General features: G+C 68.9%; 14 protein-coding genes and 1 tRNA gene. 7 read left to right on the top strand and 8 right to left on the bottom strand.

Annotation, left to right across the window (positions count from 1 at the left end; all coding sequences use genetic code 11):
- Window positions 1-52: 52 nt before the first annotated feature.
- From ACFYZJ_RS04920 to pyk, 6 genes are all read left to right on the top strand, one after another.
- On the top strand, window positions 53-403 hold the full coding sequence (locus tag ACFYZJ_RS04920) for a chorismate mutase (RefSeq protein ID WP_388562904.1): 351 nt from the start codon (window positions 53-55) through the stop codon (window positions 401-403).
- 802 nt (window positions 404-1,205) lie between these two features.
- Window positions 1,206-1,763, top strand: coding sequence for a two-component system response regulator (locus tag ACFYZJ_RS04925; protein ID WP_388562906.1), 558 nt, complete (start codon window positions 1,206-1,208; stop codon window positions 1,761-1,763).
- Window positions 1,764-1,819: 56 nt separating this feature from the next.
- The gene (gene pepN, locus ACFYZJ_RS04930; RefSeq protein WP_388562908.1) at window positions 1,820-4,312 is read left to right on the top strand and encodes an aminopeptidase N; all 2,493 of its coding nucleotides are present in this window, start codon (window positions 1,820-1,822) and stop codon (window positions 4,310-4,312) included.
- A 193-nt stretch (window positions 4,313-4,505) separates the two neighbouring features.
- On the top strand, window positions 4,506-5,996 hold the full coding sequence (locus tag ACFYZJ_RS04935; RefSeq protein WP_388562910.1) for a pyridoxal phosphate-dependent decarboxylase family protein: 1,491 nt from the start codon (window positions 4,506-4,508) through the stop codon (window positions 5,994-5,996).
- A complete protein-coding gene (locus ACFYZJ_RS04940) occupies window positions 5,993-7,405 on the top strand; it encodes a lysine N(6)-hydroxylase/L-ornithine N(5)-oxygenase family protein (RefSeq protein WP_388562912.1) in 1,413 nt (470 codons plus the stop codon). Before ACFYZJ_RS04935 ends, ACFYZJ_RS04940 begins: the two co-directional genes overlap by 4 nt.
- A 218-nt stretch (window positions 7,406-7,623) precedes the next feature.
- Window positions 7,624-9,060: a pyruvate kinase gene (gene pyk / locus ACFYZJ_RS04945; protein ID WP_388562914.1), complete on the top strand. Its 1,437-nt coding sequence runs from the start codon at window positions 7,624-7,626 to the stop codon at window positions 9,058-9,060.
- A 4-nt stretch (window positions 9,061-9,064) separates the two neighbouring features.
- On the opposite strand, the gene ACFYZJ_RS04950 is transcribed toward pyk, so the two are convergent.
- Window positions 9,065-9,838 (bottom strand): transcriptional regulator, encoded by a 774-nt coding sequence (locus tag ACFYZJ_RS04950; RefSeq protein ID WP_388562916.1) that lies wholly within the window; start codon window positions 9,836-9,838, stop codon window positions 9,065-9,067.
- 108 nt (window positions 9,839-9,946) lie between these two features.
- Window positions 9,947-10,021, bottom strand: a tRNA-Leu gene (locus ACFYZJ_RS04955).
- A 99-nt stretch (window positions 10,022-10,120) separates the two neighbouring features.
- On the opposite strand from ACFYZJ_RS04955, the gene ACFYZJ_RS04960 reads away from it, so the two are divergent.
- Entirely contained in the window at window positions 10,121-10,771 is a 651-nt protein-coding gene (locus tag ACFYZJ_RS04960; protein ID WP_388562918.1) for an ANTAR domain-containing response regulator, read from the top strand.
- An 88-nt stretch (window positions 10,772-10,859) separates the two neighbouring features.
- On the opposite strand, the gene ACFYZJ_RS04965 is transcribed toward ACFYZJ_RS04960, so the two are convergent.
- The 6 genes from ACFYZJ_RS04965 to ACFYZJ_RS04990 form a co-directional block, all read right to left on the bottom strand.
- The gene (locus ACFYZJ_RS04965) at window positions 10,860-11,576 is read right to left on the bottom strand and encodes an ABC transporter ATP-binding protein (protein ID WP_388562920.1); all 717 of its coding nucleotides are present in this window, start codon (window positions 11,574-11,576) and stop codon (window positions 10,860-10,862) included.
- The gene (locus tag ACFYZJ_RS04970; protein WP_388562922.1) at window positions 11,573-12,433 is read right to left on the bottom strand and encodes an ABC transporter ATP-binding protein; all 861 of its coding nucleotides are present in this window, start codon (window positions 12,431-12,433) and stop codon (window positions 11,573-11,575) included. The genes ACFYZJ_RS04965 and ACFYZJ_RS04970 overlap by 4 nt, the downstream gene beginning before the upstream one ends.
- Window positions 12,434-12,438: 5 nt before the next feature.
- On the bottom strand, window positions 12,439-14,256 hold the full coding sequence (locus ACFYZJ_RS04975) for a branched-chain amino acid ABC transporter permease (RefSeq protein ID WP_388562924.1): 1,818 nt from the start codon (window positions 14,254-14,256) through the stop codon (window positions 12,439-12,441).
- A 5-nt stretch (window positions 14,257-14,261) separates the two neighbouring features.
- Window positions 14,262-15,191 (bottom strand): branched-chain amino acid ABC transporter permease, encoded by a 930-nt coding sequence (locus ACFYZJ_RS04980; RefSeq protein WP_388562926.1) that lies wholly within the window; start codon window positions 15,189-15,191, stop codon window positions 14,262-14,264.
- 117 nt (window positions 15,192-15,308) lie between these two features.
- Complete coding sequence (locus tag ACFYZJ_RS04985; RefSeq protein WP_388562928.1) at window positions 15,309-16,535, bottom strand: branched-chain amino acid ABC transporter substrate-binding protein; 1,227 nt, start codon at window positions 16,533-16,535, stop codon at window positions 15,309-15,311.
- A 539-nt stretch (window positions 16,536-17,074) separates the two neighbouring features.
- Window positions 17,075-17,497 carry a hypothetical protein gene (locus ACFYZJ_RS04990; protein WP_388562930.1) on the bottom strand — a complete coding sequence of 141 codons (423 nt, stop codon included), beginning with the start codon at window positions 17,495-17,497 and terminating at the stop codon, window positions 17,075-17,077.
- Window positions 17,498-17,545: the final 48 nt, after the last annotated feature.

The following is a 17,545-nucleotide window of genomic DNA, read 5'->3' on the forward strand; positions in this document are numbered from 1 at the left end:
CACTTCGGACGCCGACGATCGAGGAGCGGCACGCCCCGTAGGGTGGTCGCCCATGACCACCCGCCACAGCACCACCTCAGGCGTCGACCCGGCCGTCCGCGCCGAACTGGCCCGGCTGCGTGACAGCATCGACAACATCGACGCCGCCGTCGTCCACATGCTCGCCGAGCGCTTCAAGTGCACCCAGCAGGTCGGCCACCTCAAGGCCGCGCACCAGCTGCCGCCCGCCGACCCGGCCCGGGAGGCCGCTCAGATCGCCCGGCTGCGCCGGCTCGCCGAGAGCGCGAAACTCGATCCCGCGTTCGCCGAGAAGCTGCTCAACTTCATCATCGCGGAGGTCATCCGCCACCACGAGCGCATCGCCGAGGACGTCACGCCGGCGACGGGCACCCCCACGGAGTGACATGCCGGGGCCGGCCAAGCCTCTCCCGGACCGGCCCGCGGCGCCCGCGGCGCCTGCGCGCCGGGCGCACAAGGGTCGGCGCGGCCGGAAGGATCGCCGGCTGTCCCAGAGCCGGGCCCCGAGGCGGCACCGCCGTGGAGACGCCCGACGGGCGGCGCCCGCACCAGCCATCGGCTGCGCGACGGCTGGTGCGTGGTCGGTCGGGTCCGCTGCGGTCGGATCCGCGGCGGTGGGTGTGCGTCGGTCGGGTCCGCGTCGGTCGGGTCCGCGGCGGTCGGATCCGCGTTGGTCGGGTCCGCGTCGGTCGGGTCCGCGTCGGTCGGGTCCGCGTTGGTCGGGTCCGCGGCGGTCGGGTCCGCGTCGGTCGGGTCCGCGGCGGTGGGTGTGTGGCGGTTGCATCCGCTGCGGTCGGATCCGCGGCGGTGGGTGTGTGGCGGTTGCATCCGCTGCGGTCGGATCCGCGGCGGTGGGTGTGCGGCGGACGCATCCGCGGCGGACGCATCCGCGGCGATAGGGCCCGCGGCGGTCGGATCCGCGGCGGTGGGTGTGCGGCGGACGCATCCGCGGCGATAGGGCCCGCGGTGGTCGCAGCCGCTGCGGTAGGGCCCGCGGCGGTCGGAGCCGCGGCGGTAGGGTCCGCCGAACGGAGGTCAGGTGGTGCACATCTGCTCGATCGATCGAACGCCCGTCGGTCACGCGTACGCCTTCCGAATCGGCCGAAAGGCTCTTTGTCCGGTCAAAGGTGCGCGCGGTAAGACGGTTCCGGCATAAGCTGGTTGCCCAAGCGAGGGGACCTCGGGCCATGCCGTCTGATGCCAGGATTCTCATCGTCGACGACCATGTGGACACGCTCTACGCGCTGGAAAGCGCCCTCGCCCCACTGGGCTACCGCGTGACCCGTGCGACCAACGGCGACGCCGCGCTCAAGGAAGTCCTGCGCGGCCAGGTCGGCCTTCTGCTCCTGGACGTGCGCATGCCCAAAGTCAGCGGTCTCGACGTCGTACGCTACATGCGGCGCGTGGAGCAGACCCAGCACATCCCCATCATCCTGCTCACCGGCTTCGGCATCGACGCCGAACTCACCTCCACCGCCTTCGCGCTCGGAGTCGCCGACCTCGTGACCAAGCCCGTCGACCCCTGGGCCCTGCGCACCAAGGTCCGCTACCTCTACAACGCCCACCAGCGCTCCCGGACCCTGGAGCAGGAGGTCCGCGCCCTGCGCGCCCGGCTCAAGGAAGGCACCGCACCCCCCACGCGCGCTCTGCCCCACCCGGAGCCCCGCCTCCCGGGCCAGCGCGACGACCACGCCACCGAGCCGCCCCGCGCACCCACCAGCGCACGCGACGACGGACGGACATAGGCCGTGTACCGGACCGCCCCTGTGCCCGCTCGGCGGCATCGGGCAGCATGTCCCCCATGTCCGTACTCACGCGCGACGAAGCGCAGACCCGTGCCCGGCTCCTCGACGTCCACCGCTACGCGATCTCCCTCGACCTGACCGGCGGCGACGAGACCTTCGACTCCCGCACCGTCATCGGCTTCACCGCCCGCACGGCCGGGGACACCTTCGTCGAACTCAAGCCCGCCGAGCTGCGCTCCGCGACCCTGGACGGACAACCCCTCGACCCCGCCACCCTCGTCGAGAACCGGCTGCCGCTGAAAGACCTCACCGCCGGCGAACACGAACTGCGCATCGAGGCCGTCATGCGCTACTCCCGCACCGGCGAGGGCATGCACCGCTTCACCGACCCCACCGACGGCGAGACCTACGTCTACACCCAGCTGTTCCTGGACGACGTCCAGCGCGTCTTCGCCGCCTTCGACCAGCCCGACCTCAAGGCCGTCTTCGACCTGACCGTCAAGGCACCCGAAGGCTGGACCGTCCTCGCCAACGGCATCACCACCCACGAGGGCGACGGCCTGTGGCACGCCGCCACCACCCCCCTCATCTCCACCTACCTGGTCGCCGTCGCCGCCGGACCCTGGCACTCCGTCACCACCCAACACCGCGGGCTGCCCTTCGGCATCCACTGCCGCCGCTCCCTCGCCCCCCACCTCGACGCCGACGCGGACGAACTGCTGGACATCACCCGCCAGTGCTTCGACCGCTACCACGAGAAGTTCGAGGAGCCCTACCCCTTCGACTCCTACGACCAGGCGTTCGTCCCCGAGTTCAACGCCGGAGCCATGGAGAACCCCGGCCTCGTCACCTTCCGCGACGAGTTCGTCTACCGCTCCGCCGTCACCGACACCCAGCGCCAGACCCGCGCCATGGTCATCGCCCACGAGATGGCCCACATGTGGTTCGGCGACCTCGTCACCCTCCGCTGGTGGGACGACATCTGGCTGAACGAGTCCTTCGCCGAGTACATGGGCTACCAGACCCTCACCGAAGCCACCCGCTTCACCGACACCTGGACCGACTTCGGCGTCGCCCGCAAGGCCTGGGGATACGACGCCGACCAGCGCCCATCCACCCACCCCGTCGCCCCCGAAGCGGTCGACGACACCGCCTCCGCACTCCTCAACTTCGACGGCATCTCCTACGCCAAGGGCGCCTCCGCGCTGCGGCAACTGGTGGCCTGGCTCGGCGAGAAGGACTTCCTCGCCGGCATCAACACCCACTTCGCCCGCCACCGCTTCGGCAACGCCGCCCTCGCCGACTTCATCGACTCCCTGGCGAGCGCCACCGACCGCGACGTGCACGCCTGGGCCGACGCCTGGCTGCGCACCACCGGCGTCGACACTCTCACCCCGCACCTCACCCAGGCAGGGGACGGCACCTACACGCTCACCGTCGACCACGACGGCAGCCGCCCGCACCGCGTCAGCGTCGGCCTCTACGACCGCCACATCGCCGACGACGGCACCCTCGCCCTGCGCGAACGCCTCGACCTCGACATCCCGCAGGCCACGCCCCAGCCCCTCGGCAAGCGCCCCGACCTGCTCCTGCTCAACGACGGCGACCTCACCTACGCCAAGGTCCGCTTCGACCCCGAGTCCTTCGAAACCGTCCGAAGCGCTCTCGCCGGGCTGCCCCAGCCGCTCAGCCGCGCGGTCGTGTGGAACTCCCTGCGCGACGCCGTCCGCGACGGCCGGCTGCCCGCCACCACCTACCTCGACACCGCCCGCACCCACCTGCCGCACGAGACCGACCTGGCCCTCGTCGACGGCGTCCTCGCCTTCGCCTCCGGTCACATCGCCGACCGCTACCTGCCCCCGGCCGCCCGCCCCGCCGCCCTCGCCACCCTCACCGGACTGTGCCGCGACCTCATCCGCCGCACCGAGGACGGCGACAACCCCGGGCTGCGCCTGATCGCGGTGCGCCACTTCATCGACGCCGCCGCCCACCCCGACACCATCGCCGCCTGGCTCGCCGACGGCACCGTCCCCGGCGGACCCGAACTCGACCCCGAACTGCGCTGGCGCATCCTCGGCCGCCTCGCCGTCCTCGGCGCCGTCGACGAGGCCGCGATCGCCGACGAACTCGCCCGCGACCCCAGCGCCACCGGCCAGGAAGGCGCCGCCCGCTGCCGCGCCGCCCTGCCCGACGCGGAGGCCAAGCGGCGCGCCTGGGAGGCGATGTTCACCACCGACGAGCAGACCGACCTGTCGAACTACCTGTTCACCGCCACCGCCCAGGGCTTCTGGCAGCCCGAGCAGGCCGACCTCCTCGAGGAGTACGTCGACCGCTACTGGACCGACGCGCCCGCCGTCGCCGCCCGCCGCGGCCCCGCCATCGCCACCGCCGCCGGCCGCTGGGCGTTCCCGCGCCACGCCGTGAACGAGGACACCCTGCGCCGCGGCGAACAGTGCCTGCGCGAAGCGGACCCCATCCCGGCCCTGCGCCGCAGGCTCGTCGACGAACTCGACGACCTCGCCCGGGCGTTGCGCGTCCGCCAGGCCTAGCCCCCGGCCGACCGGTGCCCGGCTCACCACCGGGCGCCGACCGGTCGCGGCGCACGCCGCCCCCGCCCCGCCTCTTCTCTCCCCGCCGGGGCAGTACCTCCTTTCAGGCCAGATCGTTGTCCTCTTCGGGCGTGTCGAACCGCCTTGCCGCCAGGCTTGACTACCCTTGCCGCGCGCCCCGGGAGGACATCCCATGAGCTTGCCGCCCCTCGCCTCAGGGCCCGACGGACCGAGTGCCCTGCGGCCGTTGCTCGCCACCGTCCTCGACGCCCTGCAGGAGGGCGCACGAGCGCGCGGCGGCCCCCTGCCCGCGGGCGGCCCCGCCACGGTCGCCGCCCGGGTACGCGACGCCGTCGGCGACGTCCTGCCGGAAAAGGGCGACCCCGACGCCCTACGAGCCCTGGTGCGCGCCCTCGCCGAGGGCGCCGCCGACCCCGCCGACCCCCTGTGCGCCGCCCACCTGCACTGCCCGCCCCTGGCGGTCCCCACCGCCGCCGACCTCGCCGCCTCGTCCCTCAACCCGTCCCTCGACTCCTGGGACCAGGCCCCGGCCGCCTCCGAACTCGAAGCACTCGTCACCCGAGCCCTGGCCCACGAGGTCTACGGCGACACGGTGGCCCACGACGGCCATGGCGACACCGTGGTCCACGGCGTCAACCGCGACACGGTGGCCCACGAGGTCCACGGGGACACGGTGGCCCACGAGGTCAACGGCGACACGGGCGCCCCGGAGGCGAAAGACGCCGCCGCCCTCGTCACCACCGGCGGCACCGAAGCCAACCAACTCGCCCTCCTCCTCGCCCGCGAGGCCACCGGCACCGTCCACCTCGTCTGCGGAGCCAACGCACACCACTCCCTCACCCGCGCCGCCTGGCTCCTCGGACTGCCCCAGCCCGTCGTCCTGCCCACCCCGCGCGGCACCCTCGACCCCGCCGCCCTCCACACCGCCCTCACCGACCTGGCCGGCCCCGTACTGGTCGCCGCCACCGCCGGCACCACCGACGCCGGCCTCATCGACCCCCTGCCCGCCCTCGCCGACCTGTGCGCCACCCACGGCGCCCGCCTCCACATCGACGCCGCCTACGGAGGCGGACTCCTCTTCAGCGACCACCACCGGCCGAAACTCACCGGCCTGGAACGCGCCCACACCGTCACCCTCGACCTGCACAAACTCGGCTGGCAACCGGTCGCCGCAGGCCTCCTCGCCGTCCGCGACCCCCACGACCTGCACGCCCTGCACCACCGCGCCGACTACCTCAACGCCGACGACGACACCGACGCCGGCCTGCCCGACCTCCTCGGACGCTCGCTGCGCACCACCCGGCGCCCCGACATCCTCAAGATCGCCGTCACCCTCAAGACGCTCGGCCGCACCGGACTCGGCACCCTCGTCGACGAGGTCTGCTCCCTGGCGCACGAGTTCGCCGACCTCCTGGCCGCCCACCCCGGCTTCGAGCTGCACGCCCCACCCACCATCAGCACCGTCCTGTTCCGGCCCACCGGAGCCACCGACGACACCGTCGCCGCCGTCCGCCGCACCCTCCTGAACGACGGCCGCGCCGTCCTCGGCCGCGCCCGCCTCGACGGCCGCCTCTGGCTCAAAGCCACCCTCCTCAACCCCCACACCCGGCCCGGCGACCTGGCCGCACTCCTGAACCTGGTGGAAGGAAGCACGCCCCGATGACCACCCCGACCCACCACGAACCCGACGACGCACCCCGCGACCTCGTCGGCATCGGCATCGGCCCGTTCAACCTCTCCCTCGCCGCCCTCGCCCACCCCCTCGCCGAACTCGACACCGCCTTCTACGAACAACGCCCCGGCTTCGACTGGCACCCCGGCCTCCTCATCGACGGCGCCACCCTCCAAGTCCCCTTCCTCGCCGACCTGGTGACCCTCGCCGACCCCACCAGCCGCTGGTCCTTCCTCAACTACCTCAAGACCCGCGACCGCCTCTTCCCCTTCTACTTCGCCGAACGCTTCCACATCCAGCGTGCCGAATACGACGCCTACTGCCGCTGGGTCGCCGGCAACCTCCCCGGACTCCACTTCGGCCACCAGATCGACGCCGTCCGCTGGAACCCCGAGACCGACGTCTTCGAAGTCGACTACACCCAACTCGACACGGACGGCCGAGCCCACGCCCTCGGCCGCACCCACGCCCGCAACATCGTCCTCGGCGTCGGCACCGAACCCCACGTGCCCGAACCGCTCCAACCCCTCGTCAAAGCCCCCGGCATCCCCGTCATCCACGCCGCCGACTACCTCCGGCACCGCGACACGATCCTCGCCGCCGACCACATCACCGTCATCGGCGCCGGCCAGTCAGGTGCCGAAGTCTTCCTCGACCTGCTGCGCCACCGCCCCGCCGGCCGCGAGAGGATCCACTGGATCGGCCGCACCGAAGCCTTCGCCCCCATGGAGTACTCCAAGCTCGGCCTCGAACACTTCACCCCCGACTACACCCGCTACTTCCACGGCCTCGCCGAACCCGTACGCGACCGCCTCGTCTCCGCCCAATGGCAACTCCACAAGGGCATCGACGCCGGCACCATCGCCGCCATCCACGACGAGCTCTACCGCCGCACCCTGCACGGCGGCTGGCCCGACACCGTCCTCACCCCCGCGGTCCGCGTCCGCACCGCCGGACGCGTCGGAACCACCCGAATCGAACTCCACCTCGAACACGTCCAGCAGAACACCCGGTCCCGCCTCACCACCGACGCTGTCGTCCTCGCCACCGGCTACCGCGAACGCCCCCTCGGCCGCCTCCTCGCCGGACTCCACCCCTACCTGCGCCGCGACGCAGGCGGCCGCCCTCGCATCGACGACCACTTCCGCATGGTCCTCGACCCCACCGTCACCGGACACGTCTACGTCCAGAACGCCGAACTCCACACCCACGGCGTCGGCAGCCCCGACCTCGGCCTCGCCGCCTGGCGCAGCGCCACCATCCTCAACTCCCTCACCGGCAAAGAGCCCTACCCCCTACCCCGCCGAACCGCCTTCACCACCTTCGGACTCCAGCAACCCGACCGCATCCCGCCCACCCGACGGCCCGAAATCCTCACCCCGCTGGTCGACGAACGGTGACCGGCCGGACGCACCGAACAGCTCCTTGGCCGAGAGGGCCACGCCCGATTCACCATGTCACCGCCGCGACTGCGAATATGCCACGGAAACTTCTCCGGATGCTCATCGGAGCGGGCCATTGCACAATTCAACACTTGATGGCAAGCCTTCACTTAAAGGTTGTTGAGTGGTCACGCAGGACGAATTCTCTACCCGTTGGTAAGTCATAGGCTCAGACCATGCGCCGAGCAAAGATCGTCTGCACTCTGGGCCCCGCCACCGACTCGTACGACCAGATCAAGGCACTCGTCGAAGCCGGAATGGACGTCGCCCGCTTCAACCTCAGCCACGGCACCCACGCCGAACACGAGGAGCGCTACCAGCGCGTGCGAAAGGCCGCCGACGAAACCGGCCGCAGCGTCGGAATCCTCGCCGACCTTCAGGGCCCGAAGATCCGACTCGGCCGCTTCACCGAAGGTCCCGTACTCCTTGAACGCGGAGACACCTTCACCATCACCGTCGAGGACGGCGTGGAGGGAGACCGCCAGACCTGCGGAACCACGTACGCCGGCCTGGCCGCCGACGTCACCCCCGGCGAACGCATCCTCGTCGACGACGGCAAGGTCTGCCTCCAGGTCACCTCCGTCGACGGCCCCCGAGTCCACACCACGGTCGTCGAAGGCGGCGTCGTCTCCGACCACAAGGGACTCAACCTCCCGGGCGTCGCCGTCTCCGTCCCCGCGCTCTCCAAAAAGGACGAGGACGACCTCCGCTGGGCCCTGCGCACCGGCTTCGACATCATCGCGCTCTCATTCGTCCGCAGCGGCCGGGACATCAAGGACGTCCACCGCATCATGGACGAAGAAAGCCGCCACCTCCCCGTCATCGCCAAGGTGGAAAAACCCCAGGCCGTCGAGAACATCGACGACATCGTCGCGGCCTTCGACGGCATCATGGTCGCCCGCGGCGACCTCGGCGTCGAAATGCCACTCGAACAGGTCCCGCTCGTCCAAAAGCGCGCCATCAAGCTCGCGAAACGCAATGCCAAACCCGTCATCGTCGCCACCCAGATGCTCGACTCGATGATCGAGAATTCCCGCCCCACCAGGGCGGAGGCGAGCGACGTCGCGAACGCGGTCATCGACGGCACGGACGCCGTGATGCTCTCCGGCGAGACCAGCGTCGGCAACCACCCCATCGAAACGGTCAGGACGATGGCCCGCATCGTCGAGGCGGCGGAGGAGGACCTCCTCGCCAAGGGCCTGCCGCCCCTCACCGACAACAACAAACCCCGCACCCAGGGCGGCGCCGTCGCCCGCGCCGCAGCGGAGATCGGCGACTTCCTCGGCGCCAGGTTCCTCGTCGCCTTCACCCAGTCCGGCGACACCGCCCGCCGCCTCTCCCGCTACCGCTCCCCGATCCCGCTCCTCGCCTTCACCCCCGAGCCGGCGACACGCTCGCAGCTGAACCTGACGTGGGGCGTGGAGACGTTCCTGGGCCCGCACGTGGACTCCACGGACGCGATGGTCGACCAGGTCGACGAGCTGCTGCTCAAGTACGGCCGCTGCGAGAAGGGCGACGTGGTGGTGATCACGGCCGGCTCGCCCCCGGGGGTGTCGGGCTCGACGAACCTGGTCCGGGTCCACCACATCGGGGAGGACGACAGCCCGAAGTAGGGGGTCAGTATTTCGGGCCTACGTGGGCGTCGAGGAGGGCGACGGAGGCTTTGCGGGCGATGGAGATGTTGAACGGGTCGTTGCCGCGGGCGAGGGTGGTCCATTCGACGCCCACTTTGTGGAGGGCGTCCGTGAAGAGCTTCCGGATGTCGTCCGACTTGTTGGAGAAGAAGTAGCGGGGATATTCGTAGCGCTTGCGCTCACCGCCGACGAGCCGGGTGGTCCAGTTGGTGATGCGGCAGCCGTCGGAGTGGATGAGACCTCGGATGAACTCCCAGGGGTGGGCGTCGACGATAATTTGCTGCCAGGGTTCGAGAGCGATCTTTCGCGTGTGCTTCATGCCTGGGCCGCGCTGGGGGAAGAGGCAGGGCCAGTGCTTGCTGCTACTGCTGACTGCTACGCACCCCTGCTTCTGTACCCGGAAGACGCTGTTGTCCGGGCGTACGGCGCGCATTGCCACCTCGCACGCGTCGATGATGCCAGGCCAGGCGTTGTCCAGGACAACGCGCATGAAGTAGACGCCTCTGTGATGCGCGTTGATGCAGCCGTCGCCGAGGTAGAGGCCGAGGAGGTACGCGTAGGCGGCTGGGTTCTGAGGTGGACCGGGGACCTCCTGGCATCGCGGGCAGGGCCTGCCTGCGCGATCGAGGGGCTCGATGCGTGTCTGCCAGGAGCGAATCGCGTAACGGGATATCCCCATCTCCCTGCTGACGGAATTCAAGCTGCGGCCCTGCCCCACCAGCGCGAGCGCTCGCTTCCGTGTGCCCATGTCGTACATGTGGTCACTCTGTGCTACCGGAAAGCCTCCGGGTGCAGCAAAAAGCGGAGGTCCACACGAACGTGGACTTCCGCTTTGCGATTCGAGACCTTGGAATCTAAGGAAAAGTGCCCCGGGTGGGACTCGAACCCACACTGTATGGTGTTTGAGACCATCGTCTGCTGCCAATTGGACTACCGGGGCCCTAGGAATCGAAGGTTAACGCCGACTCCGTGCTCACTACCTTACCGCAGCTAGGTAGGCTCATGTCAGCAGTACCCCTGCCCTGAACGAGGAGCCCCCGTGACCGCCGCCGAGTCGCCCCAGCCCGTACCCGACGACGACAAGTCGCACGTGCCTCCGCTGACGACCCGTGTCGTCATCGCCGAGGACGAGGCGCTCATCCGGCTCGATCTCAAAGAGATGCTCGAGGAGGAGGGCTACACCGTGGTCGGTGAGGCCGGCGACGGTGAGCAGGCCGTCGAGCTGGCCCGTGAGCACAAGCCCGACCTCGTGATTCTCGATGTGAAGATGCCGAAGCTCGACGGTATCTCCGCGGCGGAGAAGATCGCCGAGGAGCGTATCGCCCCGGTGCTGATGCTGACCGCGTTCTCGCAGCGCGACCTGGTGGAGCGGGCGCGGGACGCGGGTGCGATGGCGTATCTGGTGAAGCCGTTCAGCAAGAGCGATGTCGTTCCGGCCATCGAGATGGCCGTCTCGCGGTTCACGGAGCTGAAGGCGCTGGAGAAGGAGGTCGCGGACCTCTCGCAGCGGCTGGAGACGCGGAAGCTGGTGGATCGGGCGAAGTCGATCCTTCAGACGGAGTACGGGCTGACGGAGCCCGCCGCCTTCCGGTGGATCCAGAAGACGTCCATGGACCGTCGTATGTCGATGCAGCAGGTGGCGGAGGCCGTGATTCAGGACGCGGCGGAGAAGAAGGCCGCCAAGGGCTGACCTCCGTGACCGGAGCGGCGGAGAGGCCCGCATTCCCGTGGGCGCGGGATGCGGGCCTCTTCGTACGGCGTGTGGCCGGGAGGTGTGCTCAGTCCTCTCCGAGGTATGCCTTTCGTACGGATTCGTCGTGCAGGAGGTCCTGCCCGGTGCCGGAGAGGACGATCTTGCCGACTTCCATGACGTGGCCGTGGTCGGCGAGGGACAGGGCTGCCTGGGCGTTCTGTTCGATGAGCAGGATGGTGGTGCCCTGGGCCTTGAGTTCCTGGATCGTCGCCATGATCTTCTGCATCATGATCGGGGAGAGGCCCATGGAGGGTTCGTCGAGCATGAGCAGTTTGGGCTGGGACATGAGTGCGCGTCCCATGGCGAGCATCTGCTGCTCGCCGCCGGAGAGGGTGCCGGCGGCCTGCTTCCTGCGTTCTCCGAGGATGGGGAAGAGGTCGTAGGCGCGCTGGATGTCCTTTTCGATGCCTTCCTTGTCGGTGCGGAGGTAGGCGCCGAGGCGGAGGTTGTCCTCGATGGTCATGCGGGGGAAGATGTGCCGGCCCTCGGGGGAGTGGGCGAGCCCGAGGGAGACGATCTTGTGAGCGGGGATCTTCTTCAGTGACGTGCCGTCGAACCTGATGTGGCCGGAGACGGGCTGGAGCAGACCGGAGAGGGTTCTGAGTGTGGTGGTCTTGCCGGCGCCGTTGGTGCCGATGAGGGTGACGATTTCTCCGGCTTCGACCTTGAAGGAGATGCCCTTGACGGCTTCGATCTTGCCGTAGGCGACTCTGAGGTCTTCGACCTCGAGCAGTGCGGTCACTTGCCGTCCCCTTCTGTGGTGCTGTGGGCTTCGGCGGCTTCGACTTCGGCGACCTCGTCCTTGCCGGGGGCGCCTTCGAAGGGTGTGCCGAGGTAGGCGGCGATGACGCGTTCGTCCGCTTGGACGACTTCGGCGGTGCCTTCGACGAGTTTTTCGCCTTGTACGAGGACGGCGACGCGGTCGCAGAGGTTCATGATGAACCGGATGTCGTGTTCGATGACGAGGACGGCGATGCCTTTGTCGCGGATGGCGAAGACGAGTTCCTCGGTGGCCCGGGTTTCCTGCGGGTTCATGCCGGCGGTGGGTTCGTCGAGGAGGAGCAGGCCGGGTTCGCTGGCGAGGGCGCGGGCGATTTCGAGTTTGCGCTGTTCGCCGTAGGCGAGGTTGCGGGCCAGGTGGTCGGCTTTGGCGGCGAGTCCGGTGAACTCGAGGAGTTCCATGGCTCGTCGGCGGGATTCCTCTTCGGCTTTCTTGAAGCTGGGCAGGCGCAGCAGTGCCGACCAGAGGCCTTCCTTGGTCCGGGTGTGGCGGCCGACGAGCACGTTTTCCAGGACGGTCATGTTGGCGAAGAGCCGGATGTTCTGGAAGGTGCGGGCGATGCCGGCCTGGGTGACCAGGTGGGGTTTGGGGGGCAGGACGGTGCCCTTGTACTGGACCTTGCCTTCGGTTGGTATGTAGAGGCCGGTGAGGCAGTTGAAGAAGGTTGTCTTTCCGGCGCCGTTGGGGCCGATGAGTCCGACGATTTCTCCGCTGCCGACGGTGAGGTCGACGCCTCGTACGGCGGTGAGGCCGCCGAAGCGCATGGTGACTCCGGATGCGTCGAGGACCGTCTGGGTGGTGGTCGTGGTGGTGGTCATGGTGGTCACGCTCCTGCCTTGGCGACGCCGGTGGCGTTGTCGGGCAGTGGCTGGTCCTCGGGGATGTCGAGTTGGCCGGTCTCGTGGAATTCGAGTTGTTTCCTGCGGTCGGCGACGAGGCCTTCGGGGCGGAAGCGCATGAGGAGCATGAGCGCGAAGCCGAAGAGGAGCAGTTGGTAGTCCTGCATGAACTGGAGTTTGGCCGGGATGAGGTAGAGGAGTGCGGCGCCGATGAGGGGGCCGCTGATGGTTCCCATTCCGCCGAGGATGACGGCGGCGAGGAGGAAGGCGGAGTTGGGGGGTACGGAGCCGGCGAACTGGTATTGCTCGGGGGTGATGCTGTACGAGACGTGGGCTTGGACGGTGCCGGCGAGGCCGGCGAGGGAGGCGCCGAGGGCGAAGGCGAGGAGTTTGAGGCGGAAGCCGTTGATGCCCATGGCGGTGGCGGCGGTTTCGTCTTCGCGGATGGCGACCCAGGCGCGGCCGATGCGGGATTCCGCCGAGCGGCGGAAGACGAGTACGACGACGGCCGTGGCCAGCAGCATCAGCAGGTAGTAGTTGCCGGATCGGGTGAGTTGGGTGCCGAGGACGTTGTGGGGGAGCCCGAGGTTGAAGCCGAAGAGTTGCAGGTCGGGGATGTTGGGGATGCCGTTGGATCCGTTGGTGACGTCGGGTCCGCTGTTCCCGTTGAGGTTGTTCATGGTGATGCGGAAGATCTCACCGAATCCGAGGGTGACGATGGCGAGGTAGTCGCCGCGCAGCCGCAGGGTGGGGGCGCCGATGACGACGCCGAAGATGAGTGAGGCGGCGGCGCCGGTGAGGACGGCTGCCCAGAAGGGGAAGTGGACGCCGATGGTGGACTGGGGTGAGCCGGAGACCAGGGCGGCGGCGTAGGCGCCGACGCCGAGGAAGGCGACGTAGCCGAGGTCGAGCAGGCCGGCGAGGCCGACGACCACGTTCAGGCCGAGGGCGACGGTGGCGAAGATGAGGATGTTGGCGCCGATGAGGGCGTACTGGTCGTTGCTCTGTGTGAAAGGGAAGCAGATCGCCGCGACGAAGGCGGCGGCCATGGTGATGTTGCGGTGTTTGGCGGTCAGGGCGGAGAGCCGCTTGATGAGGCCTGCGCGGACCACGGCGGTGAAGCCGAAGCCGGCGGTGATGAGGAATCCGATGAACAGTTCGGAGTATTCGGTGCCGATGCCGTAAGCGAAGACGTACAGGCCGATGCCGAAGCCGACGGCGATGACGAGGATCTCGGCCCAGGAGGGGAGTTCCTTGGCGCGGCGGGGTTCGGGGGCGCTGAAGGAGTGGCGGATCCGGCCCCAGAGACCCGGGGTCTCGTCGTGTGGGTGGGGCTGGTCGGCGGGGAGGCCGAGGGCGCCGATGACGGCGAGGAGGGCTCCGATGCCGGAGACCCAGGCGCCTGGTTCGAGGTTGACGAGACCGCCGAGTTCGTAGGAGATGGCGCCGATGGTGTAGCCGGTGGTGCCGAGGAGGCCGAGGGCGAGGAGCCTTACGGGGCTGTTGGTGCCGCCGGGGGTGAGCCAGGTGAGGCCGCGGATGCTGTAGCCGGACAGCGTGAACAGCGCGGTGAGTGCGGCGCCGAGGAGGGTGAGGACCTGTAGTCCGCCGGGGTAGCCGGGGATGGTGAGGTTGCCGGGGAAGTCTTCGGTCCAGGTCCAGGCGAGGAAGGTGCCGACGAGGGCGATGACGGAGCCGGCGATCGTTGTGGCGCGTGCGGCGGCGGTCGGCAGGGGGATGACGGAGGCCGGTTCCGTGCCGGGGGACGTGGTGGTGTCCGTGGTGGTGGTGTTGGTGGTCATGAGTATCACGCCCGGTCCGCGACGCGTTCGCCGAGCAGGCCCTGTGGCCTGAACAGCAGGACGAGGATGAGCAGCGCGAACGCCCAGACGTCTTTCCAGGCGCCGCCGCCGAAGAGGTCCATGCCGGGGATGTCGCCGATGTAGCCGGTGGCGAGGGATTCGGCGATTCCGAGGACGATGCCGCCGAGCATGGCGCCGTAGATGTTGCCGATGCCGCCGAGTACGGCGGCGGTGAAGGCTTTGAGGCCCATGATGAAGCCCATGCGGAAGCCGACCTGACCGTTTTTCAGGCCGTAGGCGACGGCGGCGATGGCGGCGAATGCCGCGCCGATGGCGAAGGCCATGACGATGATGCGGTCGGTGTTGATGCCCATGAGCTTGGCGGTGTCGGGGTCCTGGGCGGTGGCCTGCATGCCGCGGCCGGAGCGGGTCTTGGTGACGAAGAGGCCGAGGGCGACCATGCAGACGGGGGCGGCGATGAGGACGAAGAGGTCACCGCGCTGGATGTTGGCGCCGAGGACGTCGATGGGTCCGCCTGTGAACTGGGGGAAGGGGTGGTCCTTCTTGGCGTTGGGGTACCACTTCCACACGATCTGCTGGAGGACGATGGACAGTCCGATGGCGGTGATCAGCGGGGCGAGTCGTGGTGCGCCGCGCAGGGGCCGGTAGGCGAAGCGTTCGGCGGCGGTGGCGACGGCGACGGAGACGATGATGCCGCCGATGATCATGAGGGGGACGGCGGCGCCGAGCGGGAAGCCGCCGGGGAGCCAGAGGTAGACGGTGAGGGCCCCGAAGCCCCCGACCATGAAGATCTCACCGTGGGCGAAGTTGATGAGCTGGACGATTCCGTAGACCATCGTGTAGCCGATCGCGATGAGTCCGTACATCGCGCCGAGGATGAGTCCATTGGCCAGCTGTTGCGGCAGTTCGTTCACCGCAGGGCCTCCGTGGAGTGGTTCGGATACGGCGCCGCGCGGGAGCGCTGGTGGGCGCTCCCGCGCGGCCTGGATCAATGTGTGAGGTGGGGAGTGCTCGTTGCTCGCCCCGCTCGGCTAGATCTTGGGGGCGCCGCTGTACTCGGGCGCCCACGCGTTGTTCTTGATCTTGTATGCGGTCATGGTGTGGTTCGTGGTGTCACCGAACTGGTCGAAGGAGATGGTGCCGGTGACGCCGTCGAACTTGATCTTGCTCATGGCGTCCAGGACCGCCTTGCGGCCGTCGGACGGGAGCTTGCCGTTGTTGCCCTCGACGGCGAGCTTGACGGCCTCGATGACGGCCCAGGTGGCGTCGTAGGTGAGGCCGCCGTAGACCTCGTACGCGTCCTTGTAGCCTGCGGCCTTGTAGTCCGCGATGAACTGCTTGGCGGACGCGAGCTGTTCGACGGGCTTGCCGACGGAGGTGCCGAGGTCGCCTTCGGCCTTCTTGTTCAGCTTGGGGTAGTCGCCGGAGACGATGCCGTCGCCGCCCATGAGCGGGATGTTCTGGCCGCTGTCCTTGAGCTGCTGGCTCAGGGGGGCGGCGGCCGGGTATTCACCGCCGTAGTAGACGGCTTGGGCGCCGGTCTGCTTGATCTTGGCGACGACGGAGTTGAAGTCGCGGTCGTCGGGGTTGACGTGGTCGCTGCCGACGATCGTTCCGCCGAGCTTGGTGAAGTTCGTCTTGAAGGAGGCGGCGAGGCCGGCGCCGTAGGTCTTCTGGTCGTCGATCAGGTAGACCTTCTTCTTGCCGGCCTTGGAGTAGAGGTACTCGGCGGCGAAGGCGCCCTGGATCTCGTCCGTGGTGGCGGTGCGGAAGAAGGTCTTGAACTGGCGGACCCGGTTGCCGGTCTTCCAGCCGGCGCCCTGGGTCAGTTCCGTGCCGGTGTTGGCGGGGGAGATCTGGACGAGGCCGGCGTCGTTGAACGGCTTCTGCATCGACTGCGAGACGCTGGAGTTGAGCGGGCCGACGACGCCGAGGACCTGGTTGTTGCTGATGAACTTCTGGGCGTTGGCCTGGCCGACGGAGGGCTGCGCCTGGTCGTCGAGGGGTTCGAGCTTGAACTCGATGCCCTTGACGAATCCCTGCTTGTTGGCCGTCTTGACGGCGAGGTCGGCGGAGTTGCGGATGCCGAGGCCGAGGGCGGAGAGGTCGCCCGTCAGCGGGGCGTCGACGCCGATCACGACAGTGGTCTTGCTGCTGCCGCCACCGCTGCCGTTGTTGTCACGCGACCCGCAGGCGGTGAGGGTCAGCGATCCCGCCGCGAGCGCGGCGGTGATGGCTATGAGCGAACGTTGACGCACGGATGAGGTCCTTTCCCTGGCACGGTGACTCCCCGTGGAGTCAGCCGAGTCGAGCGCTGACCGAAGTGGCTTCGAATCCGATGGCGCGGTGACTGGCCGTGACTCTAAGCGTGTGTGGGGAACGTGGAGGAGGGTCTGAACAAGGCTGTGACGCTCTTGTTATGACACCGGGTAATGCACAGCGGTACCGGGAGGGTTGAACAGTGAAATTCAGGCCGATTCGCCCGGTCCGCATAGTGAGAACCCGCAGGACGTACGCCTGTGTGTTCAGGCGTGTCGGCGGTTTTGCTGATTACACGGAATCGTTGCTGGAGGCTACTGGAAGGCCGGTGCGGGCGTGTGTACATAGCATGGGCCAACGACCGTGCTTTGCACCTGCATTACATCTGTATTACGCACAGTTACATGCAGGAAAGGGAATCCGGGGTTCTACGGTACTTTTCCGCGTTCCGTCACATGCGTGGGACGGTGATCTCGGGATTTCAGGTCGGAGCCGTCCGGTGTCTGCCGGTGTCCGCTCGAGGGGACACCGGCATCGCTCACTTCCACGGCCCCTTGCTCGGACCGCCGGTGCGGTACCAGTCGGCGCAGCCCGCGCGGGCCATGCGGTCGATCAACTCGTCCGCCGCCCGGGCGCCGTGGCGTTCCTTCTCGGCCCGCGTGGCGCCCACGACGTTCCGCAGGATGTCGTACTGCCCGTCGGACAACCCCATGGACTGGTAGTCCCCGTACGTCTGGGAGGCCAGCACCTTGCGCGACCAGTAGGCGACGACCCGGGCGCACAACTCCTCGGGAGGCGTGGGCCGCGGTGACGGCGAGGCGGAGACGGGCCGCTCGGTGCTCGCCGCCTCGCCGGAGCCGGACCGGTCGCAGCCGGTCGTCAACCCGCCCGTCAGGAACGCCAGTCCCAGCCAGCATCCGAGCGCTGTCAGCCCCGGCCGGGCGCCCCCTCCCGTTCTCATGTCATGACGCTAAGCGGCAGGGTGTGGCCGGGGCAACGGCGGTGCGGG

The sequence above is a fragment of the Streptomyces sp. NPDC001848 genome (assembly GCF_042891915.1).
Classification (GTDB): domain Bacteria; phylum Actinomycetota; class Actinomycetes; order Streptomycetales; family Streptomycetaceae; genus Streptomyces.